The sequence below is a fragment of the Frankia sp. CeCAU1 genome, from assembly GCF_977971845.1.
In genome coordinates this window covers 1-16,914 of sequence record NZ_CDWWXA010000004.1, presented here as the reverse complement: position 1 = coordinate 16,914, position 16,914 = coordinate 1, and the positions used below count along the sequence as shown (strand labels likewise).

14 protein-coding genes and 1 pseudogene are annotated in these 16,914 nt (G+C 70.8%); 10 read left to right on the top strand and 5 right to left on the bottom strand.

Annotation, left to right across the window (positions count from 1 at the left end):
- Positions 1–75 precede the first annotated feature (75 nt).
- Complete coding sequence (locus AC08OO_RS01575; RefSeq protein ID WP_476609251.1) at positions 76–951, top strand: Rieske (2Fe-2S) protein; 876 nt, start codon at positions 76–78, stop codon at positions 949–951.
- Between the two features lie 14 nt (positions 952–965).
- On the opposite strand, the gene AC08OO_RS01570 is transcribed toward AC08OO_RS01575, so the two are convergent.
- Together AC08OO_RS01570 and AC08OO_RS01565 are read right to left on the bottom strand one after the other, a co-directional pair.
- Positions 966–1,829, bottom strand: a complete 864-nt coding sequence (locus AC08OO_RS01570; RefSeq protein WP_476609252.1) for a metallophosphoesterase family protein — start codon at positions 1,827–1,829, stop codon at positions 966–968.
- Complete coding sequence (locus AC08OO_RS01565) at positions 1,826–2,821, bottom strand: phospholipid-binding protein (RefSeq protein WP_476609253.1); 996 nt, start codon at positions 2,819–2,821, stop codon at positions 1,826–1,828. The genes AC08OO_RS01570 and AC08OO_RS01565 overlap by 4 nt, the downstream gene beginning before the upstream one ends.
- A 471-nt stretch (positions 2,822–3,292) precedes the next feature.
- Here AC08OO_RS01565 and AC08OO_RS01560 point away from each other — a divergent pair, with 471 nt between their 5' ends.
- A complete protein-coding gene (locus tag AC08OO_RS01560) occupies positions 3,293–3,754 on the top strand; it encodes a MarR family winged helix-turn-helix transcriptional regulator (protein WP_476618169.1) in 462 nt (153 codons plus the stop codon).
- 127 nt (positions 3,755–3,881) lie between these two features.
- On the opposite strand, the pseudogene AC08OO_RS01555 reads toward AC08OO_RS01560, so the two are convergent.
- A pseudogene (locus tag AC08OO_RS01555) lies at positions 3,882–4,049 on the bottom strand (zinc ribbon domain-containing protein); the annotation flags it as partial.
- Positions 4,050–4,140: 91 nt separating this feature from the next.
- Between AC08OO_RS01555 and AC08OO_RS01550 the strand changes: the two are divergent.
- Both AC08OO_RS01550 and AC08OO_RS01545 read left to right on the top strand, forming a co-directional pair.
- Complete coding sequence (locus AC08OO_RS01550) at positions 4,141–4,974, top strand: nucleotidyltransferase family protein (RefSeq protein ID WP_476609254.1); 834 nt, start codon at positions 4,141–4,143, stop codon at positions 4,972–4,974.
- A gap of 291 nt (positions 4,975–5,265) precedes the next feature.
- The gene (locus tag AC08OO_RS01545) at positions 5,266–7,248 is read left to right on the top strand and encodes a substrate-binding domain-containing protein (protein WP_476609255.1); all 1,983 of its coding nucleotides are present in this window, start codon (positions 5,266–5,268) and stop codon (positions 7,246–7,248) included.
- A gap of 37 nt (positions 7,249–7,285) precedes the next feature.
- Here the strand turns inward: AC08OO_RS01545 and AC08OO_RS01540 are convergent, their stop codons facing one another.
- Entirely contained in the window at positions 7,286–7,534 is a 249-nt protein-coding gene (locus AC08OO_RS01540; RefSeq protein WP_476606536.1) for a DUF6158 family protein, read from the bottom strand.
- Between the two features lie 364 nt (positions 7,535–7,898).
- On the opposite strand from AC08OO_RS01540, the gene AC08OO_RS01535 reads away from it, so the two are divergent.
- From AC08OO_RS01535 to AC08OO_RS01520, 4 genes are all read left to right on the top strand, one after another.
- Positions 7,899–9,149, top strand: coding sequence for a sensor histidine kinase (locus AC08OO_RS01535; protein ID WP_476618163.1), 1,251 nt, complete (start codon positions 7,899–7,901; stop codon positions 9,147–9,149).
- Positions 9,146–9,952: a response regulator gene (locus AC08OO_RS01530; RefSeq protein ID WP_476609257.1), complete on the top strand. Its 807-nt coding sequence runs from the start codon at positions 9,146–9,148 to the stop codon at positions 9,950–9,952. The genes AC08OO_RS01535 and AC08OO_RS01530 overlap by 4 nt, the downstream gene beginning before the upstream one ends.
- A 10-nt stretch (positions 9,953–9,962) precedes the next feature.
- Entirely contained in the window at positions 9,963–10,628 is a 666-nt protein-coding gene (locus AC08OO_RS01525) for a hypothetical protein (RefSeq protein WP_476618162.1), read from the top strand.
- 375 nt (positions 10,629–11,003) lie between these two features.
- Positions 11,004–13,334, top strand: a complete 2,331-nt coding sequence (locus AC08OO_RS01520) for an Hsp70 family protein (protein ID WP_476609259.1) — start codon at positions 11,004–11,006, stop codon at positions 13,332–13,334.
- Between the two features lie 58 nt (positions 13,335–13,392).
- On the opposite strand, the gene AC08OO_RS01515 is transcribed toward AC08OO_RS01520, so the two are convergent.
- Entirely contained in the window at positions 13,393–13,734 is a 342-nt protein-coding gene (locus AC08OO_RS01515) for a hypothetical protein (RefSeq protein ID WP_476609260.1), read from the bottom strand.
- A gap of 574 nt (positions 13,735–14,308) precedes the next feature.
- On the opposite strand from AC08OO_RS01515, the gene AC08OO_RS01510 reads away from it, so the two are divergent.
- Both AC08OO_RS01510 and AC08OO_RS01505 read left to right on the top strand, forming a co-directional pair.
- Entirely contained in the window at positions 14,309–15,064 is a 756-nt protein-coding gene (locus tag AC08OO_RS01510; protein WP_476606532.1) for a response regulator transcription factor, read from the top strand.
- Positions 15,061–16,764, top strand: a complete 1,704-nt coding sequence (locus tag AC08OO_RS01505; RefSeq protein WP_476618161.1) for a sensor histidine kinase — start codon at positions 15,061–15,063, stop codon at positions 16,762–16,764. Before AC08OO_RS01510 ends, AC08OO_RS01505 begins: the two co-directional genes overlap by 4 nt.
- The last annotated feature ends 150 nt before the right edge of the window (positions 16,765–16,914 follow it).

Genomic DNA, 16,914 nt, shown 5'->3' with positions numbered 1-16,914 from the left:
CATCTCCGGTCAGCAGATGTTCACGGCCAGCGATGGGCGGGAACACCGGCATCCATGGTGCGGATACCCCACAACGTGTTGGTCAGACCCGCCGAACGCCTGGAGCGGGCCGAAGCTCTCGACCCAGTGGCAGTGAAGATCCGTGACGTGGTCCGCCGCTCCCTGCGCGACGGGACCATCCGGGACACCCTGCACGGCGTGCCGCTCGGCCACCCGCTGCATCCGGCGCTCGCTGCGCTCCCCATCGGAACCTGGATCTCCGCGGGGATCGTGGACCTGCTCGCGGGACGTCACGAGGGGTCCGAACGGGCGGCCCGGGTACTGATCGCCACGGGGTTGCTCGCGGCGGTCTCGGCCGCCGCCAGCGGCCTCGCCGACTACTCCGAGCTGCATGAGCGCCAACTGCGGGTCGGGGTGGCGCACGCCGCGACGAACAGTCTGGCGGCCTGCTGCTACGCCGCCTCGCTCGGCATCCGATGGCGTGGCAACGGCCGCCTCGGCCGTCGTCTCGCGCTGCTCGGCCTCGCCACGGCCAGCACGTCGGCCTACCTCGGCGGTCATCTGGCCTACCGGCAGGCGTCGGGAGTCAACCACACCGAGGAGGTACCACACCTGCTGCCGCCCGGTTGGCATCCGCTCGCCCTTCTGGACGAACTGGCGGACGGCCGACCCGAGGCGCGGCTGTTGCGGGATGTGCCGCTCGTCCTCCTCCGGAAGGGAGACCACGTCGACGTACTGGCCAGCCGGTGCAGCCACCTGTCCGGACCACTGCACAAGGGAGAGATCATCCGAAGGGACGGCTTCACCTGCCTGCGCTGTCCCTGGCACGGCAGCACCTTCCGGGTGACGGACGGCGCGGTGGTGCATGGTCCCGCGACCGCGCCCCAGCCGCGGTTCGATGTGTGGATCTCCGATGGTGAGGTCCGGGTACGGCTGCCTGGGGCGGGATAGCTACCGCGGAATAGCTAACTGGGGCGGGACAGCGTCGAGGGGCTGTCCGCCGCGGAGCGGGGTGTCCCGGCTGGCGGGCCGGTTGGCGGGACGCCGTCCCGGACGGCGGCACCAGCCGAGCGCTGTAGGCCCGCGCGGTCCGAGCCCGGGCGCCCGGTGGTGGCCATCTCGCCCACCCCGTAAAGCGCATAGGCTTTCCTGATCACCGGCCGGGCCACGTTACGGACCGGCACCCCACCGGCCGTCATCCCGTGCTCCGAACCGGCATGGGCGTGACCGTGCAGCGCAAGGCAGGCGGCCCCCGCGTCCACTGCCTCGGCAAGGTGGTAGCTGCCGAGAAAAGGGAAGATCTCGGTTCGCTCGCCGATGAGCGTGTCCGGTACCGGAGCATAGTGCATCAAAGCCACGCGGATTTCGCAATCCAGACTTTCCAGCGCACCGCGCAGCCGGGATCCGGCGTCCTTCGTGTGCCGGATGAACGCCTTCATCAGTGGTTCGCCGAAGTCGCTTCCGCTGGCCCCGGCGAACCCCCCGCCAAATCCCTTGACGCCGGCGATTCCGAGACGACGGCCGTCGATGTCGAGGACCGTGCCGCCGCCTTCGAGGACGGTCACGCCAGCATCGGCCAGCATTTCGATGATCTCGTTCTCGGCACCGCCGTGGTAGTCGTGATTACCCAGGACGGCGACGACGGGCACCTCGGCGTCCGCCACCTCGGCCGCGACGATCTCGGCCTCGGCCGGCAGCCCCCGCTGGGTGAGATCACCGGCCAGCAGCAGCACGTCCGCCCGACCGGCGAGTCCACGCAGCAGCGGTGCGAAGGTTCCGCGGCTGTCCACGCCCAGGTGGATGTCGCCGACCGCGGCAATTCTGATCATGAGATGGTCTCCACGTTCGGCGGCGCCTCGGTCGGCATCCCCCGATCCGCGATGGTGACCTCGTTACTCACCAGGCGTCCGGGAAGCGCCTCGGCGAGCACATCCGCGACGGCCCGGCGGCGGGCGTCCGTGGCGACCTCGCCCTCGACCAGGATCTGCTGGCCATCCACCACCACCTCCAGCCCGAGCTCGGCCACCCTTGGATCCTCGGCGAGGCGTTCGTGCAGGTCACCGGCAAGATACTCATCGGCCTCGGTGAGGTTCAGTGCCCCGTACCCGGCGGTGTCGGCGATCCGCTTCGCGGTCCCGGCCTGCACCGCCGCACCCACTGGCACCGCCGCACCCACTGGCACCAACGGACCGTGCGGACGTGAACCCGTGGGGGTGCCCCCGGCCGACGGGGCACCTTCGGTAGACGGAGCACCTTCGGTAGACGGAGCACCTTCGGTAGACGGAGCACCTTCGGCCGACACCGCACGACCGGCTGCCGGGATCAGGTTGAGCCGGGTGGCCACGAGCAGGGCCGCCTCGGCGAAGGGGGAGGTGGCCGTCGCGCGACGCACCTGATCCCAGTCGACCTGCTCCCGCATCGCTCTGATCATCGGTATCACGCGAGCGAGGTCACAGTACCGTTCCTCCAGGGCCAACAGGGTCATCTCGAACCAGTCGGTGGCATCCAGCACGGGCATGCGCACCGAGTCCACCGACATCTCGCTGGACCGCTCCAGCGTTTGCCGGGTCACCGCCCGACCCACCGGATGGTGGATGAGATCGACCAGCACCTCGCCGTCGAACACCTTGGTGAGCCAGTCCTCGGGTGAGTCGACCGGGCGCAGGCCGGCGTTCGCAAGCACCTCGACCGCCCGCGGCACGTCGTCCTCGCGCAGCATGAAATCGACGTCGTGGACCGGCTCGGGGCCGCCCCGGGCCCAGCAGGCGTAGCTGCCCCCGAGAGCGAACGGGATGCCCGCCTCCTTCAGGGTCACAGCCACGCGTTTCAGACTCTCCCGCAGGCCTCTGGGCGCATCCTCCATACCGCTGCCCGTACCCGCGGGAACCATGTGATGCACCTCGCGTACCCCACCGGAGTCGGGCGGCAGGTGGGGCTGTCGCGATTGCGACACCTCTAAAGGACTACCTCGAAGCGGTGACAGGACTACTACAGAAGCATGGCGCCGTCCGGCTATCCGTAGTTATAATTTCACTACATGCCACAAGAGTTACCACTTCGACGCTTGATAGACACCTGAATCTCACAGCTTGACGACACCGAGCGTCGACATGAGCGATGATGACCTTCGCGGCAAACCTGTCGCCCGCCTACTTCGACACCGGATTGGAAGCGAACCCTGAACACGCGCACACGATCCGACCAGTTGGCCAGGGCCCTCGGAGGGGAAACAGCCGCACCGGAGAACTCCGGCGAACGCCTCCCTGAACAACGCGCCACTGGGCCGGCCACCCTGGCCTCGCGGCCGGCCGCCCCAGGCGGCCACGGCGTGGTCGACCTGTCCAGCCATCCCGGCCAGCTGGCCCGCCGGCTCCAGCAGGTGACCTATCAGCTCTGGACCACCACCGTCTCGACCGAGACGACACCTCCGCAGTTCGTGGTCCTCAACAGCCTGCTCGCTGATCCCGATATTGATCAGCGCACGCTCGGGGAACGAGCCTCCCTGGATCGGTCGACGGTGGCCGATGTGGTGGCGAGGCTCGTGCAGCGTGGGCTCATCCGCCGGGTCCGTGACCCGCGTGATGGCCGGCGCAATGTCCTGCGGCTGACCAAGCGGGGAGAGTCGACCCACGGTCAGGTGGCGGACCGCATCGACCAGATGAACGACAAGCTGCTGGCTCCGCTGTCCGAGGAGGAACAGACCGCTCTGTTGTCGATGTTGTCCCGCATCGTCGACCAGGATAGGCCCCATTAACACGATGCGGGGTCGCTACGTATCGCCCGAGGTCGATGACGGTCGGCATCTTCGGTATCGCCGCCTCTTGACGTCCTCTCCGCCCTGAAGGGTAGAGATTCCCGCCTGCTACGCCGCTGTTCACATCCCGGTCGTGGACGACCCCGCAGGCCGGGCACGTCCACGACCGGACCGCCAGTGGTCTCGGCCCGTCCTTCACCCCGCACGCCGAACAGACCTGCGACAACGCAAACCACCGGTCGACCTTCACCACGGTCCGGCCGTACCGGGCGGCCTTGTACTCCAGCATCCCGACGAACCGCGACCAGCCAGCGTGGGACGGCTCCGCCTAGCATGGCCAGGCATCACCGATCAGAAGCAGCCCGATGCCTGTCTAGATCACGAAGGTGAAATGTGACTTCACGAATCTCTCGTGGGGCATCCACGCCGCGAATCCGGTGAACGTCGCCGGTCTGCTGCTCGCTGCCGGGGCAGGACGGCGGATGGGACGCCCCAAGGCTCTGGTCGAGTTGGGCGGTGTGACGCTGGTCGAGCGGGGTGTCCGCCTGCTCACGGCGGGGGGCTGCCGGCCGGTCGTGGTCGTCACCGGCGCCGCCGCGGACAAGGTGGGCATCGTCGTGCAACGCCTCGCCACCCGCCGGGTCGCCGGGCCGGCGCCCGCGGGCGGGGATGCGCCCGAGATCGGCCTGGAACCCACGGCAGGCCTGGAACCCACGGCAGGCCTGGAACCCACGGCAGGCCTGGAACCCACGGCAGGCCTGGAACCCACGGCAGGCCTGATACCGGAGGTTCGCCTGGTATCGGCCGCGCGGTGGACCGAGGGTGTCGGCGCGTCGCTGCGGGCCGGTCTCGCAGCCCTGGTCGGCACCGACGCCGACGCCGTGGTTGTCACCCTGGTGGACCAACCTTCCCTCGGCGCGGCGGCGGTGCAACGTCTGATCTCCGCCGCGGCCGACCCGGGGTTGGCCCATCCGGCGATGACCGCCACCTACGGAGGCCTGCCGGCCCATCCCGTCCTGCTGCGCCGCTCGGTCTGGCCCGAGGTGGCGGCTCTCGCGCGCGGCGAGGTCGGCGCCCGGGCGTGGCTGCGGGCCCACCCGGGAGAGGTCACCGGCGTGCCCTGCGACGGCACCGGCTCACCCGCCGACGTCAACACCCCCGCCGACGTCAACACCCCCGCCGACCTCGCCAGCGGCGACACGCACACCCAGCCCAGGTAGAACGCTAAGGACCCATGAGTAGGAACACCGCAGCAACGACGTGAGAAACGGAGGAACAACAGCGAACCCCGGTATTCCAAGAAAGGATGACGCCCAACCGGGCCACCGGCAGTATCGGCGGCACGGTAACCGTGCGCGGGGCGCAATATCATCACCATCTGAGGCTGGCCGGACACCCGGGGATGGTGTCGGGCGCTGCGCGATGGGCTCGGCGGGAGACGTTAGGCAGACCATCGTGCTGGTGGCGGGTCAGGGACGGACACGACGCTCGCTCGCGGAAAGGACGTCTCCGTGTCCGACGCCCGCCATCGATCCCGCCGCAACAGATTTCGTGGTGGCGCGTCCCATCACGGCGGGTCCCATCACGGCGGGTCCCGGTATGGCTGGTCCCGGGCCGGTGGCCGCAGCCGCGCCGTCACCGTCGGCCTGGGCACCGTCAGCGGCGCGGCGCTGCTTGTACTGGGCGCGTTGACCGCCATCGGGATCGGGTTCGCGGCCCGCGCCGCCTGGGATGCCGGATCGGCCGGGGAATGCGCGGACGGCGGCGAACGGGCCACCCTGACCATCACCACCGCGCCGGCACTCGCGGCGCCGATCAGCCGGCTCGCCGCCGACTTCGATCGTCAGCGCGCCGGTGCCGAGGGCTCGGCGGGCCCGTGCGTGACCCTCGCCGTGTCGGTGGTGGCCTCCGACCAGGTGCTCGACACACTGTCCCGGCCGGAGTCGCCGGACTCCCCCGGGCCGCCCGACGTCTGGATCCCGGAGTCGGCCGACTGGCTGGAGCTGGGCCAGGAATCGGACCCGGTCACGGCGAAACTGCCGGCGAAGGCCACGACGATCGCGGGATCGCCCGTCGTCATCGCCATGCCGAGACTCATGGCACAGCGCCTCGGTTGGCCCGAGCATCATGTGACCTGGGCCGAACTGGCCGCGGCCGCGGGCGAGGCCGATTTCTGGACCCACCAGGGCGAGCCCCGGTGGGGGGACTTCCGGTTCGCCATGGCCAATCCGGAGCACTCGGCCGCCGCGCTGCGGGCCGTCATCGCAACGGTGGGCGCCGCCCGCGGACTCACCGCGGCCGAGATGACCACCGGCACGTTCGACCAGGATCGCGCGGCCCAGCTGACCGTGCTCCGGCAGGAACGCTCCATCGACCGGCTGCCGGAGTATGATCAGCAACTCTTCGACTCGATGCGCACCGGCGGCACGGAGAACGGCGCGGCCGGATCCGCTCCCTCGGCCTTCCCGGCCCTGGAGGCCGATGTCATCGCCTACAACCGGTCCCTGACAAGCCAGAACGGTAACCGCCCGGCCACGACGCTGGTGGCGTCCTACCCCTCGGACGGGATGTTCACGGCGACGGTGCCGTACATCGTCCTGAAGAAGACGGCGAGCTCGTCGTCCCGGCGGGCCGCGGCGGACGCCTTCGCCGCGTTCCTGCGCGGGGACGCGGGCCGCCTGGCTCTCAGCGGAGCCGGTTTCCGCACACCCACCGAGCTGGCGGGCCACGATGACCCAGGCGGGCTGGCCGGGACGCTGAACGCGACCGACGGGGTGCGCTCCGTCCCGCCGAAGCTGGCGAGCACGGACGCCTCCGACAGCACGCTCGGCACGGCTCGGCGGTTCTTCCGCCATGCCCGTCAGCGTGGTGCCACCCTCGTGGCGCTCGACAGCTCCGGATCGATGGCCGAACCGGTCCCGGGCACCGACCCGTCAAGAACTCGGCTGCAGGCGGCCGTCGAGACCTCCCTGGCCGGCCTGCGCCTGTTCGCACCCGACAGCCAGGTCGGTCTCTGGCGGTTCTCCGGCGAGCAGGGCGCCCAGGGAGTCCAGGGCTACCGGGATCTCGTGCCGATGGCTGCGCTCAACGCACCCGGACGAGGCGGCACCCATCGGGACGAGCTGATCGCCGCGCAGGCCGGGATCGTCCCCGGCGGAGTCACCGATCTGTATGCCACCACGCTCGCGGCCTTCCGCTTCCTGACCCAGCACTACGTCCCCGGCCGGCTCAACCAGGTCGTCATCCTCACCGACGGTCGCGACACGAAGCGGGGTGCGGCCGCGCCGAGCCTGGACAGCCTGATCGAACAGCTGCACGCCGAGTACGACCCGAAGCGGCCGGTCGCCATAATCATGATCGCCTACAGCAACGACGCCGACCTCACCGCGCTGTCGCGCATCGCCGCTGCGACCGCAGGACGCTCCTACCTCCGGCCGGACCCGAGCCAGGTGGTCGACATCTACCTCGACGCGCTCACCCGCGTCCGCCCCTGAAGCCACGCGCCCCCTGAAACCGTGCCCCTGAAGCCGCTCAGACGGGAACCCCGGCGGCACGCCGTCTGCCGGCTCGGGTCCGGCGCGGATCGGGACTCGCGGCGTCCGGGAACCTCCGCAGGTATTCGCGTTCGAGCTCCAGCATCCGTGCGGTGTGGGTCTCGAAGGCGTCCTCGCTCCCCGCGATGAAGGCATCGTGCCGGGTACGATGCAGGTGCCGCAGCTCTCGGACGAGGTCGGCGTCGGTCAGCTCCTGCGCGGGAATTCCAGCTGGTCGGTGCATCATGCCCTCGGTCTACCCATTCCGGCGGCGCGATTCCCGGCTGGCGGGAGGACCAGCAGGTTCGGCGGGATCGGAACATCCGGCCCCGGGCTGGGCGGTGGTACCGGATCCGGCGCGGGCTCGGGTGGCGTCGGCTCGGGACCGGGCAGAACAGGATCGGGGATCGGCGAGGGCTGCGAGGGCTCGGGTGGCGTCGGGCCGGGACCCGGCGGCGGGACCGTGACGGTGACGGGATACGTGGTCTGCATCTGATTGCGGTGCCCGGATGGCGCTCTTCACACACCGGGACGACCAGATGCCCGCTCCTTCTGGTCAGGCACTGGCAGGCACTGGTCGATCTGTGGCTGGCTCGCTACCGTTGCGCACTATGACCGGGCTGGTCGGATCGGCGGCTTCCTCCTGCGACGTCATCCAACGTACCGAGCAACGTATGTCCCGGATGGTCGGCTACACCCGAGCAGCCTGTGCGACGTTCGTGATCATCCCGCTCTTCGGCTGGGCTCGCCTGCGCCACCCGTGGATCGCCGTGCTGATCGTGGCTGCCGCAGCCGTCGAGGCATCCTGGTTCACCTGGCGGGTCTGGCGGCGGCCGGGCCGGCTGTCCCCCCGGTTGGTCCTGGCGGACGTCGCCTTCTGCGTGGCGCTGATGCTCGTCGGGTCCAGAGCCGCGCAACCCGACGAACGCAACAAGATCATGACTGAGCTCGTGCCGTTCAGCCTCGTCGCACCCGCGGGCATCGGCTTCGGCCTCGGGCTGACGCTGCTCGCGGTCGGTGCGGTGGCCGTCCTGATGGCGGCATGGAGCCTGGCCGTGCTGCCGGACGTCTCCCTCAAGCTCGGTTCGGACCTGCTGGGCTTCGCCCTGTGGTACGTCGTCGCCATGCTCATCGCCCGCGAGCTGCGCGCGCTCTCCGCTGCGACCGCGGCCGCCCAGGACGAGGCCGCGGCGGCCGGGCGGCTCGCGATCGAGCAGGAGAAGGAGGCCGAGAGCTTGCGCCAGCGTGAGATCACCCATCGGGAGATCCACGACTACCTGCTCCCCGTCGTCGATCATGTCGCCGCCGGTGGAGTGCCCTCACCGGCACTCGTCCGGGAGGCCCGGCGCGGGGCACAGCGGGCGCGTCGGATCATCATGGATCCACGCGGGATGGACCCGCGGGCCCTGGCCGTCGACGGCACGGCTTCACCGGACTCCACCCAGAACGGCCTCGAGGAGATGATGTCCGCGGTCGTGGACGCCTTCGCCGACGAGGGGCTCGCCCTGGTGCCCTTCGTGTCGATCAAGGGCGAACCGCCCGCGGAGGTCCGCGAGGCACTGGTGGCCGCGACGAGGGAGGCCCTGCGCAACGTGGTCCGACACTCCGCCAGCACCGACGAGGTCCACCTCTTCGTCGAGGGCGACGCGGATTCGGTGCTGGTGGTCGTCCGGGACAGGGGCGTGGGGTTCGATCCCGGCTCCGTCCGAGCGGGCGGGGGCATGACCGGAAGCTATTCCGCCCTGCGCCGGTATGGCGGGGAGACCCTGGTGACCGCCTGGCCGGGCGATGGGACGAAGGTGACCTTCCGCTGGCCCGCCGCCGAGCCGACCGGAGCCGGCGCGCCCGGGACCGGCCGATGAGCGTCGATCGCCGGCCGGTCCCGGTGGCGATCATCGACGATCATCCGATCGCCACCGAATCGCTGGCCGCCAGGTTCGCCGGCGCGGGGTTCTCCGTGCTGGCGCCAGCCCCGAGCCTGGAGACCTTCGACCGGGACACCACGCCCGGGATCGTGGTGTGCGACCTGCACCTGCCCGGGGTGTCCGGGGCCGCCGCCGTGGCCGACCTGCATCGACGCGGTCTTCGGGTGCTGGCGACCTCCGGGGTTGCGACACCGGACGAGGTCCTCGACGCGGTCGCCGCGCAGGCTCGCGGCTTCGTCGAGAAGACCGCCCCGGCCCAGCAGTTCGTGGCGGCGGTGACCGCCGTCGCCGGGGGTAGCTTCCACGTCTCCGCCCGCCTCGCCGGGTTTCTGCTGGAGGATGCGCACCGGCGACCGCTGTCCCGGGGCGAGATCGGCCCCGGGGAACGGAACCTGCTGCGCGGACTCGCCCAGGGCGACCTCATTGACGAGCTGCGCGGCGAGTGGGGAATGACCGCCGCCGCCGTGCACGACCTGCTCGATCGAATCTTCGACGCCGCCCGCCGACGGCGCCGCCTGCACCGGCCCTCCCCGCGGGAGGCCGAGGTGATGGTCCTCGTCGGTTGCCGGGGTATGTCCCACCGGGAAGCGGCGCGGGCGATGAACGTCAAGGCCAGTGTCGTCGCCGACTATCTGCGCACGGCGAAGGCGAAGTACGTGGCGAGCCATCCCGACGCCCCGGCGACGATCCCGCCCAGCACCGCGGCCGCCCTCTGGGCCCGCGAGCTCGGATTCGGCTGAGCCTCCTCGATTGAGGCCCCTTGATTTCGAGGGATTGCCCTGCGCCGGCTTCGGTCACACCCTCGTCAGGATGGGCGGGGGAGACGGCGAGGATGAGGGTCATCCGCGGTCCTGTCGTCTCTGGGCGGCCTTCCGCGGGTCGTTCCTGGGACCGGAGGCGCTCCCCGTCGGCATGTGGCGGATCAGATCTCCCGACGTCGCGACGGCCCATCCGGCTGACCAACCGATCCCCGGTGACGGCACGAATCCCGAGGCGGACGGCCGTGAGATCCAGGCGGTGCACCGTGGGCACGCGATCTGGCTGGGTACCCCGGACGCGGATCTGTACCGGCTGGACGACTCGCGGTGGCTGCTGCGCAACAACCGGAGGGCCGCCGCACTCACCCGACGCCTGGTCGCCCGGGCCAGGCCCGTCACGGACGGCACGGCCGGGTCCGCCCATCTGCATCTCGTCACCGGCGATTCGCTCGCGGGGTACCTTCAGATCATCCGGCTCGGACCGGTGGTCGCCCGGCTGCGCACGATCCCGGGCGAGGGGTCCTCGCTACCGCGCACCGTGGCCGTTGATCTCGGCAAGCAGGCCGCCGAGCAGGTAGCCGGACTGGCGGCAGCCATGGGCGACCTGCGTCGCGTGCCCTGGCGCCCCAGCCGATGGATTACCCGGACGGATCGGTAACGGCCGGAGATCATCCGCTCTCCCCCGATGATTGAGGGATGGTGTCGGCCCATCGGAACTACCAGGATCGAGGGCAGGGACCGCGCCGGTGCGACGGGTTCGGGCCGGATCGTCGGGGGAGCGAGATGGCTTGGTGCCGAATCGGGGGCGCACCGGCGTGATTCCGCGGACTGTCGATCGTCGGGGAAGGTCGGCAGTCCGCCTGTTCATGCCGACAAGCGCCGGCCGCCGTTGTCCGCACCGGTGAAAGCCGCCACGGGGGGCAACCGGTCACAAACATTCGGTCCCGGCGTTCGCCCCACTGATGAGGGTGTCGCTGGTGGCTTTGTCGACATCGCTACGATCTGCCCACTGGAAACGTGGACAGGGGGTGCTGTGGGCGAGCCGATCCTCGCCATCGACTACGGCACCTGCAGTGCCTCGGCCGCCTTGGCCGTCGACGGTCGCATCGAACCGGTGAAGGAGCCCGCGAGCGGCTCGGCGAGCTGGCCCGCGTCGGTCTTCGTGGATGGCGGTAGCCTGATCGTCGGCACGCTCGCCGAGCGGCGCAAGCGGATCTGGCCCGCGGCATACCGCGGCGAGGTCAAGCGCGATCTGGCCCGGGACAGCGCCGTGTCACTCGACGGCCGCGGCTATCCGGCGCACGTGCTGGTGACCGCGGTGCTGTCCGCGCTGAAGGCCGAGGCCGAACAGCAGCTCGGTGGTGCGGCGCTGTCGCGGGCCGTCGTCACGATACCGGCGAGCTACGATCCCGCCGGCCCGCTGCGCCGGACGATGATCGCCGCGGCGGAGGCCGCCGGGTTCGTCGACGTGGACCTGCTCGCCGAGCCGGTCGCGGCGGCCTGGTCGCCGGTGGTCGGCGCCGCGCCCGAGCCCGGCTCGCTCATGCTCGTGTACGACCTGGGCGGCGGGACGTTCGAGGGGGCGCTGGTCGCGGTCGGTGAGGACGGCCGGCACGAGATGCTCTCCCACTCGGCTCTGCACGACTGCGGCGGCCGCGAACTCGACCAGATTCTGTTCGACGAGATCCTGGGGTTGTACGGGCCGGGGCTGGAACCGCTACTGAATCCGCCCGGGATCGGCGAGACGTTCCAGACCACGGCCAACCGGACCCGCCACGAGCTGCTCGACTTCGCCCGGGCAGTGAAACATCAACTCTCCGACATCGCCGTGGTGGAGGATGTTTTCAGCCCGGCCGGCCTGCTGGTCAGCATGCAGCGTGACCGGTTCGCCCAGCTCGCCTCCCCCATCCTGGCCCGTACGATGGCCTGCTGCCAGCACTTGCTGAAGTCTTCCGGTTACGGACCGGACAAGCTGAGTGGGGTGCTCCTCGTCGGGGGCAGCTCCCGGATCCCGGTCGTCACCGACATCCTCGAAGGTCGGCTCGGGGTCGGCACCGACTGGCCGGGGCAGCAGATCTACCTCCCCGCCGATCCCGAGCTCGCCGTGGTGCTCGGCGCCGCAGCCTGGGCAAGCTCGGTCTCCACCCGCCGGACCACCGCGGCGCGCCCGAATCCGGTCCTGCAACCGGCTCGCTGGGACATCCCCGGCGGGCGGGCGACGATGGTGCGCTGGCTCGTCGAGCCCGGGGAGCGCTTCGACGCGAGCGCCGTGCTGGCGCGGGTCCGCCTCACCGACGGTTCCCTGTTCGACCTGGCCGCCGAGGCGCCGGGTAGCCTCATCCACACCCACGCGGCACCCGGCACTCCGGTCCGCGACGCCGACTGGTTGGCGACCACACTCCCGTCCGGGCCGGTGCCGATGGGATCGGCGGTGCCGGCGGACCTGCGCGGCTTCGAGCGCAGCAGCCGCCCGTCCCACCACGTCGAGGTCACCGCGCGGGCCACCCTCAAGGGACACGAACGCGACGTCACCTCCGCGGCCTTCTCCCCGGACGGCAAGCTGCTCGCCACCACCAGCAAGGACGGCACCCGGCTGTGGGACGTCGCCACCGGCCGAACGTCGGTCACACTCAGCGGGCGCAAGAGCCTGGTCGTGCACGGCTGCGCCTTCTCCCCGGACGGCAAGCTGCTCGCCACCACCGGCAGCGACAAGACGGCCCGCATCTGGGACGTTGACGCCGCCCGCCAGACGGTGACCCTGACCGGGCACCGGGGACCCGTGTACGGCTGCGCCTTCTCCCCGGACGGCAGCCTGCTCGCCACGACCAGTACCGACCGCACCGTCCGGCTGTGGGGTTCGTCGACCGGGAAAAACCTTGCCACCCTCAACGGCCATCGCGGCTCGGTCTACGGCTGCGCCTTCTCCCCCGACGGCCGGCTGCTGGTCACCGCCGGCGCGGAGTCCACCCTGCTGTGGGACGTCACGGTTGGCGAGATCATCATGAGCCTGCCGGGGCACACGAACTTCGCCGGCGGATGCGCCTTCTCCCCCGACGGCCGGCTGCTCGCGACGAGCGGCAACGAGGGCACCCGGCTCACCGACGCCTCCAGCGGCACCACCGTGCTCACTCTGCCGGGTTCGGCGCAGAGCTGCGCCTTCTCCCCGGACGGCCACCTGCTGGCGACGGCGAGCACCGACGACACCGCGCAACTGTGGGACGTCGCGACCGGGTCCGCGATCGCCACCCTCACCGGGCACAGCAGCACGGTGATGAGCTGCGCGTTCGCCCCCTACGGCCTCCTGCTCGCCACCACCAGTACCGACATGACCGCTCGGCTCTGGGACATCGTCTACATCCCCTGACGCTCCGGCCGTCCCGGCAGGCACAGCCGCCGCCCGGAGATCCTGGAACTCCCGGAGATCAGGTCGGAAAGACCGCGCCGTCCCGTGGCGGGCACTGCAGGCCGAGGTCGTCCAGCACCGCCTCGGGCGCGACGCCACACCCGACCTCGTAGGTACCGAGCTGGACCAGTTCCCACCCGGAGCCCGTGTGATGCAGTACACCCTCGGCCCGGTCGAGATCGGCCACGGTCGGGCGCAGCTCGGTCAGTGCCCAGCTCGGGTCGCTGGCGGCCAGGGTGGTTCCGGTGACCTCGTAGTTCTGCGGCGGAACATGCGCGGTGAACGAGCTCGTCCGGACCGCCTCGGCAATCGCGTCCGCATCCCCGGCCGACGGCGGGAAGGTGCCTGCGCCGCGAGCCACGGCAGCGACGACGCGGCTGGTTTCCCCGGGAACCGACGCCACTGAGGGCGATCTGGAACAGGCAAACGCCGTACCCACGGTCACGACTCCCACGGTGACCAGAGTTGCGGTGGGCAGTAACACCCGGCGCACGATACGGGGACGGTTACCGCGGACGGCGGACCGAGGACGACTGTGGCGAGCCATGCTGTGCACCTACCCAGTTTGCGCAGGTGAACCCCCTGAAGGGGGATACTCCGACGGTCAACCCGACGACAGATCACATTGTGATCCCATTGAGATCAACCCATCCCTCACTACTCTCGCCCTCATTGGTCTCACCAAGATAAAATCTTGGCAAAATGTTGTGCAATGCCTGGTCGAGCGTGGTGTCCGTCCCATCGGAGCCGTCCGGCCCGCCACCCCGGGAGAGGCTGCCATTCGAGGGGGTCCCGGTTGTCTCGTCGATGGACATCGCGGCGAGTGGCACGCCTACGATTCCGCGGCCCCGCCGGGCATTCACAGGCCCGGCATTCACAGCAGGCTCACAGCAAGACCTCAGGTAACAGCCAGCCAAGGAGGCGAAGCTGACACCATGCAATCGGTGCGGGTCCTCGTGGTGGACGACGAGACAACACTGGCGGAGCTGCTGTCGATGGCGCTGCGCTACGAGGGGTGGGAAGTGCGCAGCGCCGCGGATGGTCGCGGAGCGCTGCGGCTCGCCCGCGACTTCCGGCCGGACGCGGTCGTTCTCGATATCATGCTGCCCGACATGGACGGCTTGGAGGTGCTTCGGCGCCTGCGGGCGGAGAGCCCGGACGTACCAGTGCTGTTTCTGACCGCCCGGGACGCCGTCGAGGACCGGGTGGCGGGGCTCACCGCCGGCGGCGACGACTACGTCACGAAGCCGTTCAGTCTCGAGGAGCTCGTCGCGCGGCTGCGCGGACTGATGCGCCGCGCCGCGCGCACCACCGAGGCGTTGCAGGGCGCCCGGCTCGTCGTCGGCGACCTCACGATGGACGAGGAGAGCCGGGAGGTGCAGCGCGCCGGCCAGCCGGTGCACCTCACCGCCACCGAGTTCGAGCTGCTGCGCTTCTTCATGCGCAACCCACGCCGGGTGCTCAGCAAGGCCCAGATCCTCGACCGGGTCTGGAACTACGACTTCGGCGGCCAGGCGAACGTCGTCGAGCTCTATGTCTCGTACCTGCGCAAGAAGATCGACGCCGGCCGCCCCCCGATGATCCACACGATGCGCGGGGCCGGGTACGTCCTGCGGCCGGCCGATCCGGCGCTGGCACCGAGGACCTCCGCCGCCCCGTCATCGAGGGGCACCTCGCCGGGCCCGGCATGAGCTCCCCGGCTCACCGGGTCCGGATCGTGCCGGTCGCGCCCTCGCGCTGGTCACTGCGCACCCGGCTGCTCGCCCTCCTGATGCTCCTGCTGGCGACCGTCTCGCTGGTGATCGTGTTCGTCACCGCCGTCGCGCTGCGAGGTGTCCTCGTCGACCAGCTCGACAGGCGGCTGCGGGAGGCCAGCGGGCGATGGGACCGGCCGGAACCCACCTTTCTCCAGAACCTCCCGTCCTTCCCGGCCCTGCCGGCCCTCCCGGCCCTCCCGGCCCCGGCCGCCACCGACTCCGCTGCCGCCACCGACTCCGCTGCCGCCACCGACTCCGCTGCCGCCACCGACTCCGCTGCCGCCGACCAGCCGTCCAGCCTCAGCCCGCAGCAGCTGCGGGTTCGCCGGTTCTTCCGTGGACCGGTCGATCCGGGAACGCTGGGAGCCGTCGTGGGCGAGGATGGAACCTACGGGGCCTTCATCGATACCGCCGGCGGGGGGAAGGAGCTGACCACCGCCGAGACCGCCGTCGTCGCGGGCATTCCCGCCTACCTGCGGCCGTATACCCGGGCGTTCGGCGATCAGGGTGACTATCGGCTCCTCGCGAGGACCACCCATGACGATATGATCGTCGTCACCGGGCTGCCGATGAAACAGGTGAACGCGACCCTCACCAGGATGACAATGATCGCTGGGGTGGTGGCGCTGGTGGGGGTCGCGGCCGCCGCGATCGCCGGCACGGCGATCGTCCGCGTCACGCTGCGACCGCTGCGGCGGGTCGCCGCGACGGCCTCCCGGGTCGCCGAGCTACCCCTCGACCGGGGTGAGGTGGCCCTGTCGGTGCGGGTGCCGCAGGTCGACACCGACCCGCGCACAGAGGTCGGCCAGGTCGGGGCGGCGCTCAACCGGATGCTCGGCCACATCGGTGCCGCGCTGGCCGCCCGCCACGCAAGCGAGATGCGGATGCGCCAGTTCCTCGCCGACGTCAGCCACGAACTGCGCACTCCGCTCGCGGCGATCAGCGGGTACGCCGAACTGACCCGCCGGACCCGCGAGCACGTCCCCGCGGACGTCACCTACGCGATGAGCCGGGTCGAGTCCGAAAGCGCGCGGATGACGGCGCTGGTCTCCGACCTGCTGCTGCTCGCCCGGCTCGACTCCGGTCGGGACCTGGTCCGGGAACCGGTGGACGTCTCCCGGCTGATCGTCAACGCGGTCAACGACGCGCACGTGGCTGCCCCGGGCCACCGCTTCGCTCTCGACCTGCCCGAGGAGCCGGTCACGGTCACCGGGGACCCGGCCCGCCTGCACCAGGTTCTCGCGAACCTGCTGGCCAACGCCCGCACCCACACGCCGCCTGGCACCCAGGTCACGGCGAGCCTGACCGTGAGCGGCCCCACGGCGATCCTCGCGGTCGTGGACGACGGCCCGGGCATCCCCCCGGATCTGCTCCCCGAGGTCTTCCAACGCTTCGCGCGCGGCGACAGCTCGCGGTCCCGCGCCGCCGGTAGCACCGGGCTGGGGCTAGCCATCGTCGCCGCCGTCGTCGAGGCACATCACGGGCACGTGCGGGCCACGAGCGAGCCGGGACGCACCGCCTTCATGGTCGAGCTGCCCCGATGCCTCCCCCCCTCGGAGACGGTCCCGTCCGAGCCTGCCCGCCTGACCAGCCCGACGCACCCCGACCGAGCTTCACAGCCTGCGCACAGGTAGATCACAAGAAGCCGAAAGGTCCGCGGTCGACAGTGATCCCCATGTCGCCCATACTCACCGACCCGGTGCCCCTCTCCGGAGGCGGTCGGGCCCCTGGACATCGGCGGCGCATGCCGTGGACCAGGGACCAGCCCCCCCACGTGCCCCCCC

Excerpts from the sequence above, each read along its gene's own strand:
- AC08OO_RS01535 (WP_476618163.1), top strand. The coding sequence starts at position 7,899 with ATGACCGGGCTGGTCGGATCGGCGGCTTCCTCCTGCGACGTCATCCAA.
- AC08OO_RS01505 (WP_476618161.1), top strand. The coding sequence starts at position 15,061 with ATGAGCTCCCCGGCTCACCGGGTCCGGATCGTGCCGGTCGCGCCCTCG.
- AC08OO_RS01530 (WP_476609257.1), top strand. The coding sequence starts at position 9,146 with ATGAGCGTCGATCGCCGGCCGGTCCCGGTGGCGATCATCGACGATCAT.
- AC08OO_RS01540 (WP_476606536.1), bottom strand. The coding sequence starts at position 7,534 with ATGATGCACCGACCAGCTGGAATTCCCGCGCAGGAGCTGACCGACGCC.
- AC08OO_RS01570 (WP_476609252.1), bottom strand. The coding sequence starts at position 1,829 with ATGATCAGAATTGCCGCGGTCGGCGACATCCACCTGGGCGTGGACAGC.
- AC08OO_RS01510 (WP_476606532.1), top strand. The coding sequence starts at position 14,309 with ATGCAATCGGTGCGGGTCCTCGTGGTGGACGACGAGACAACACTGGCG.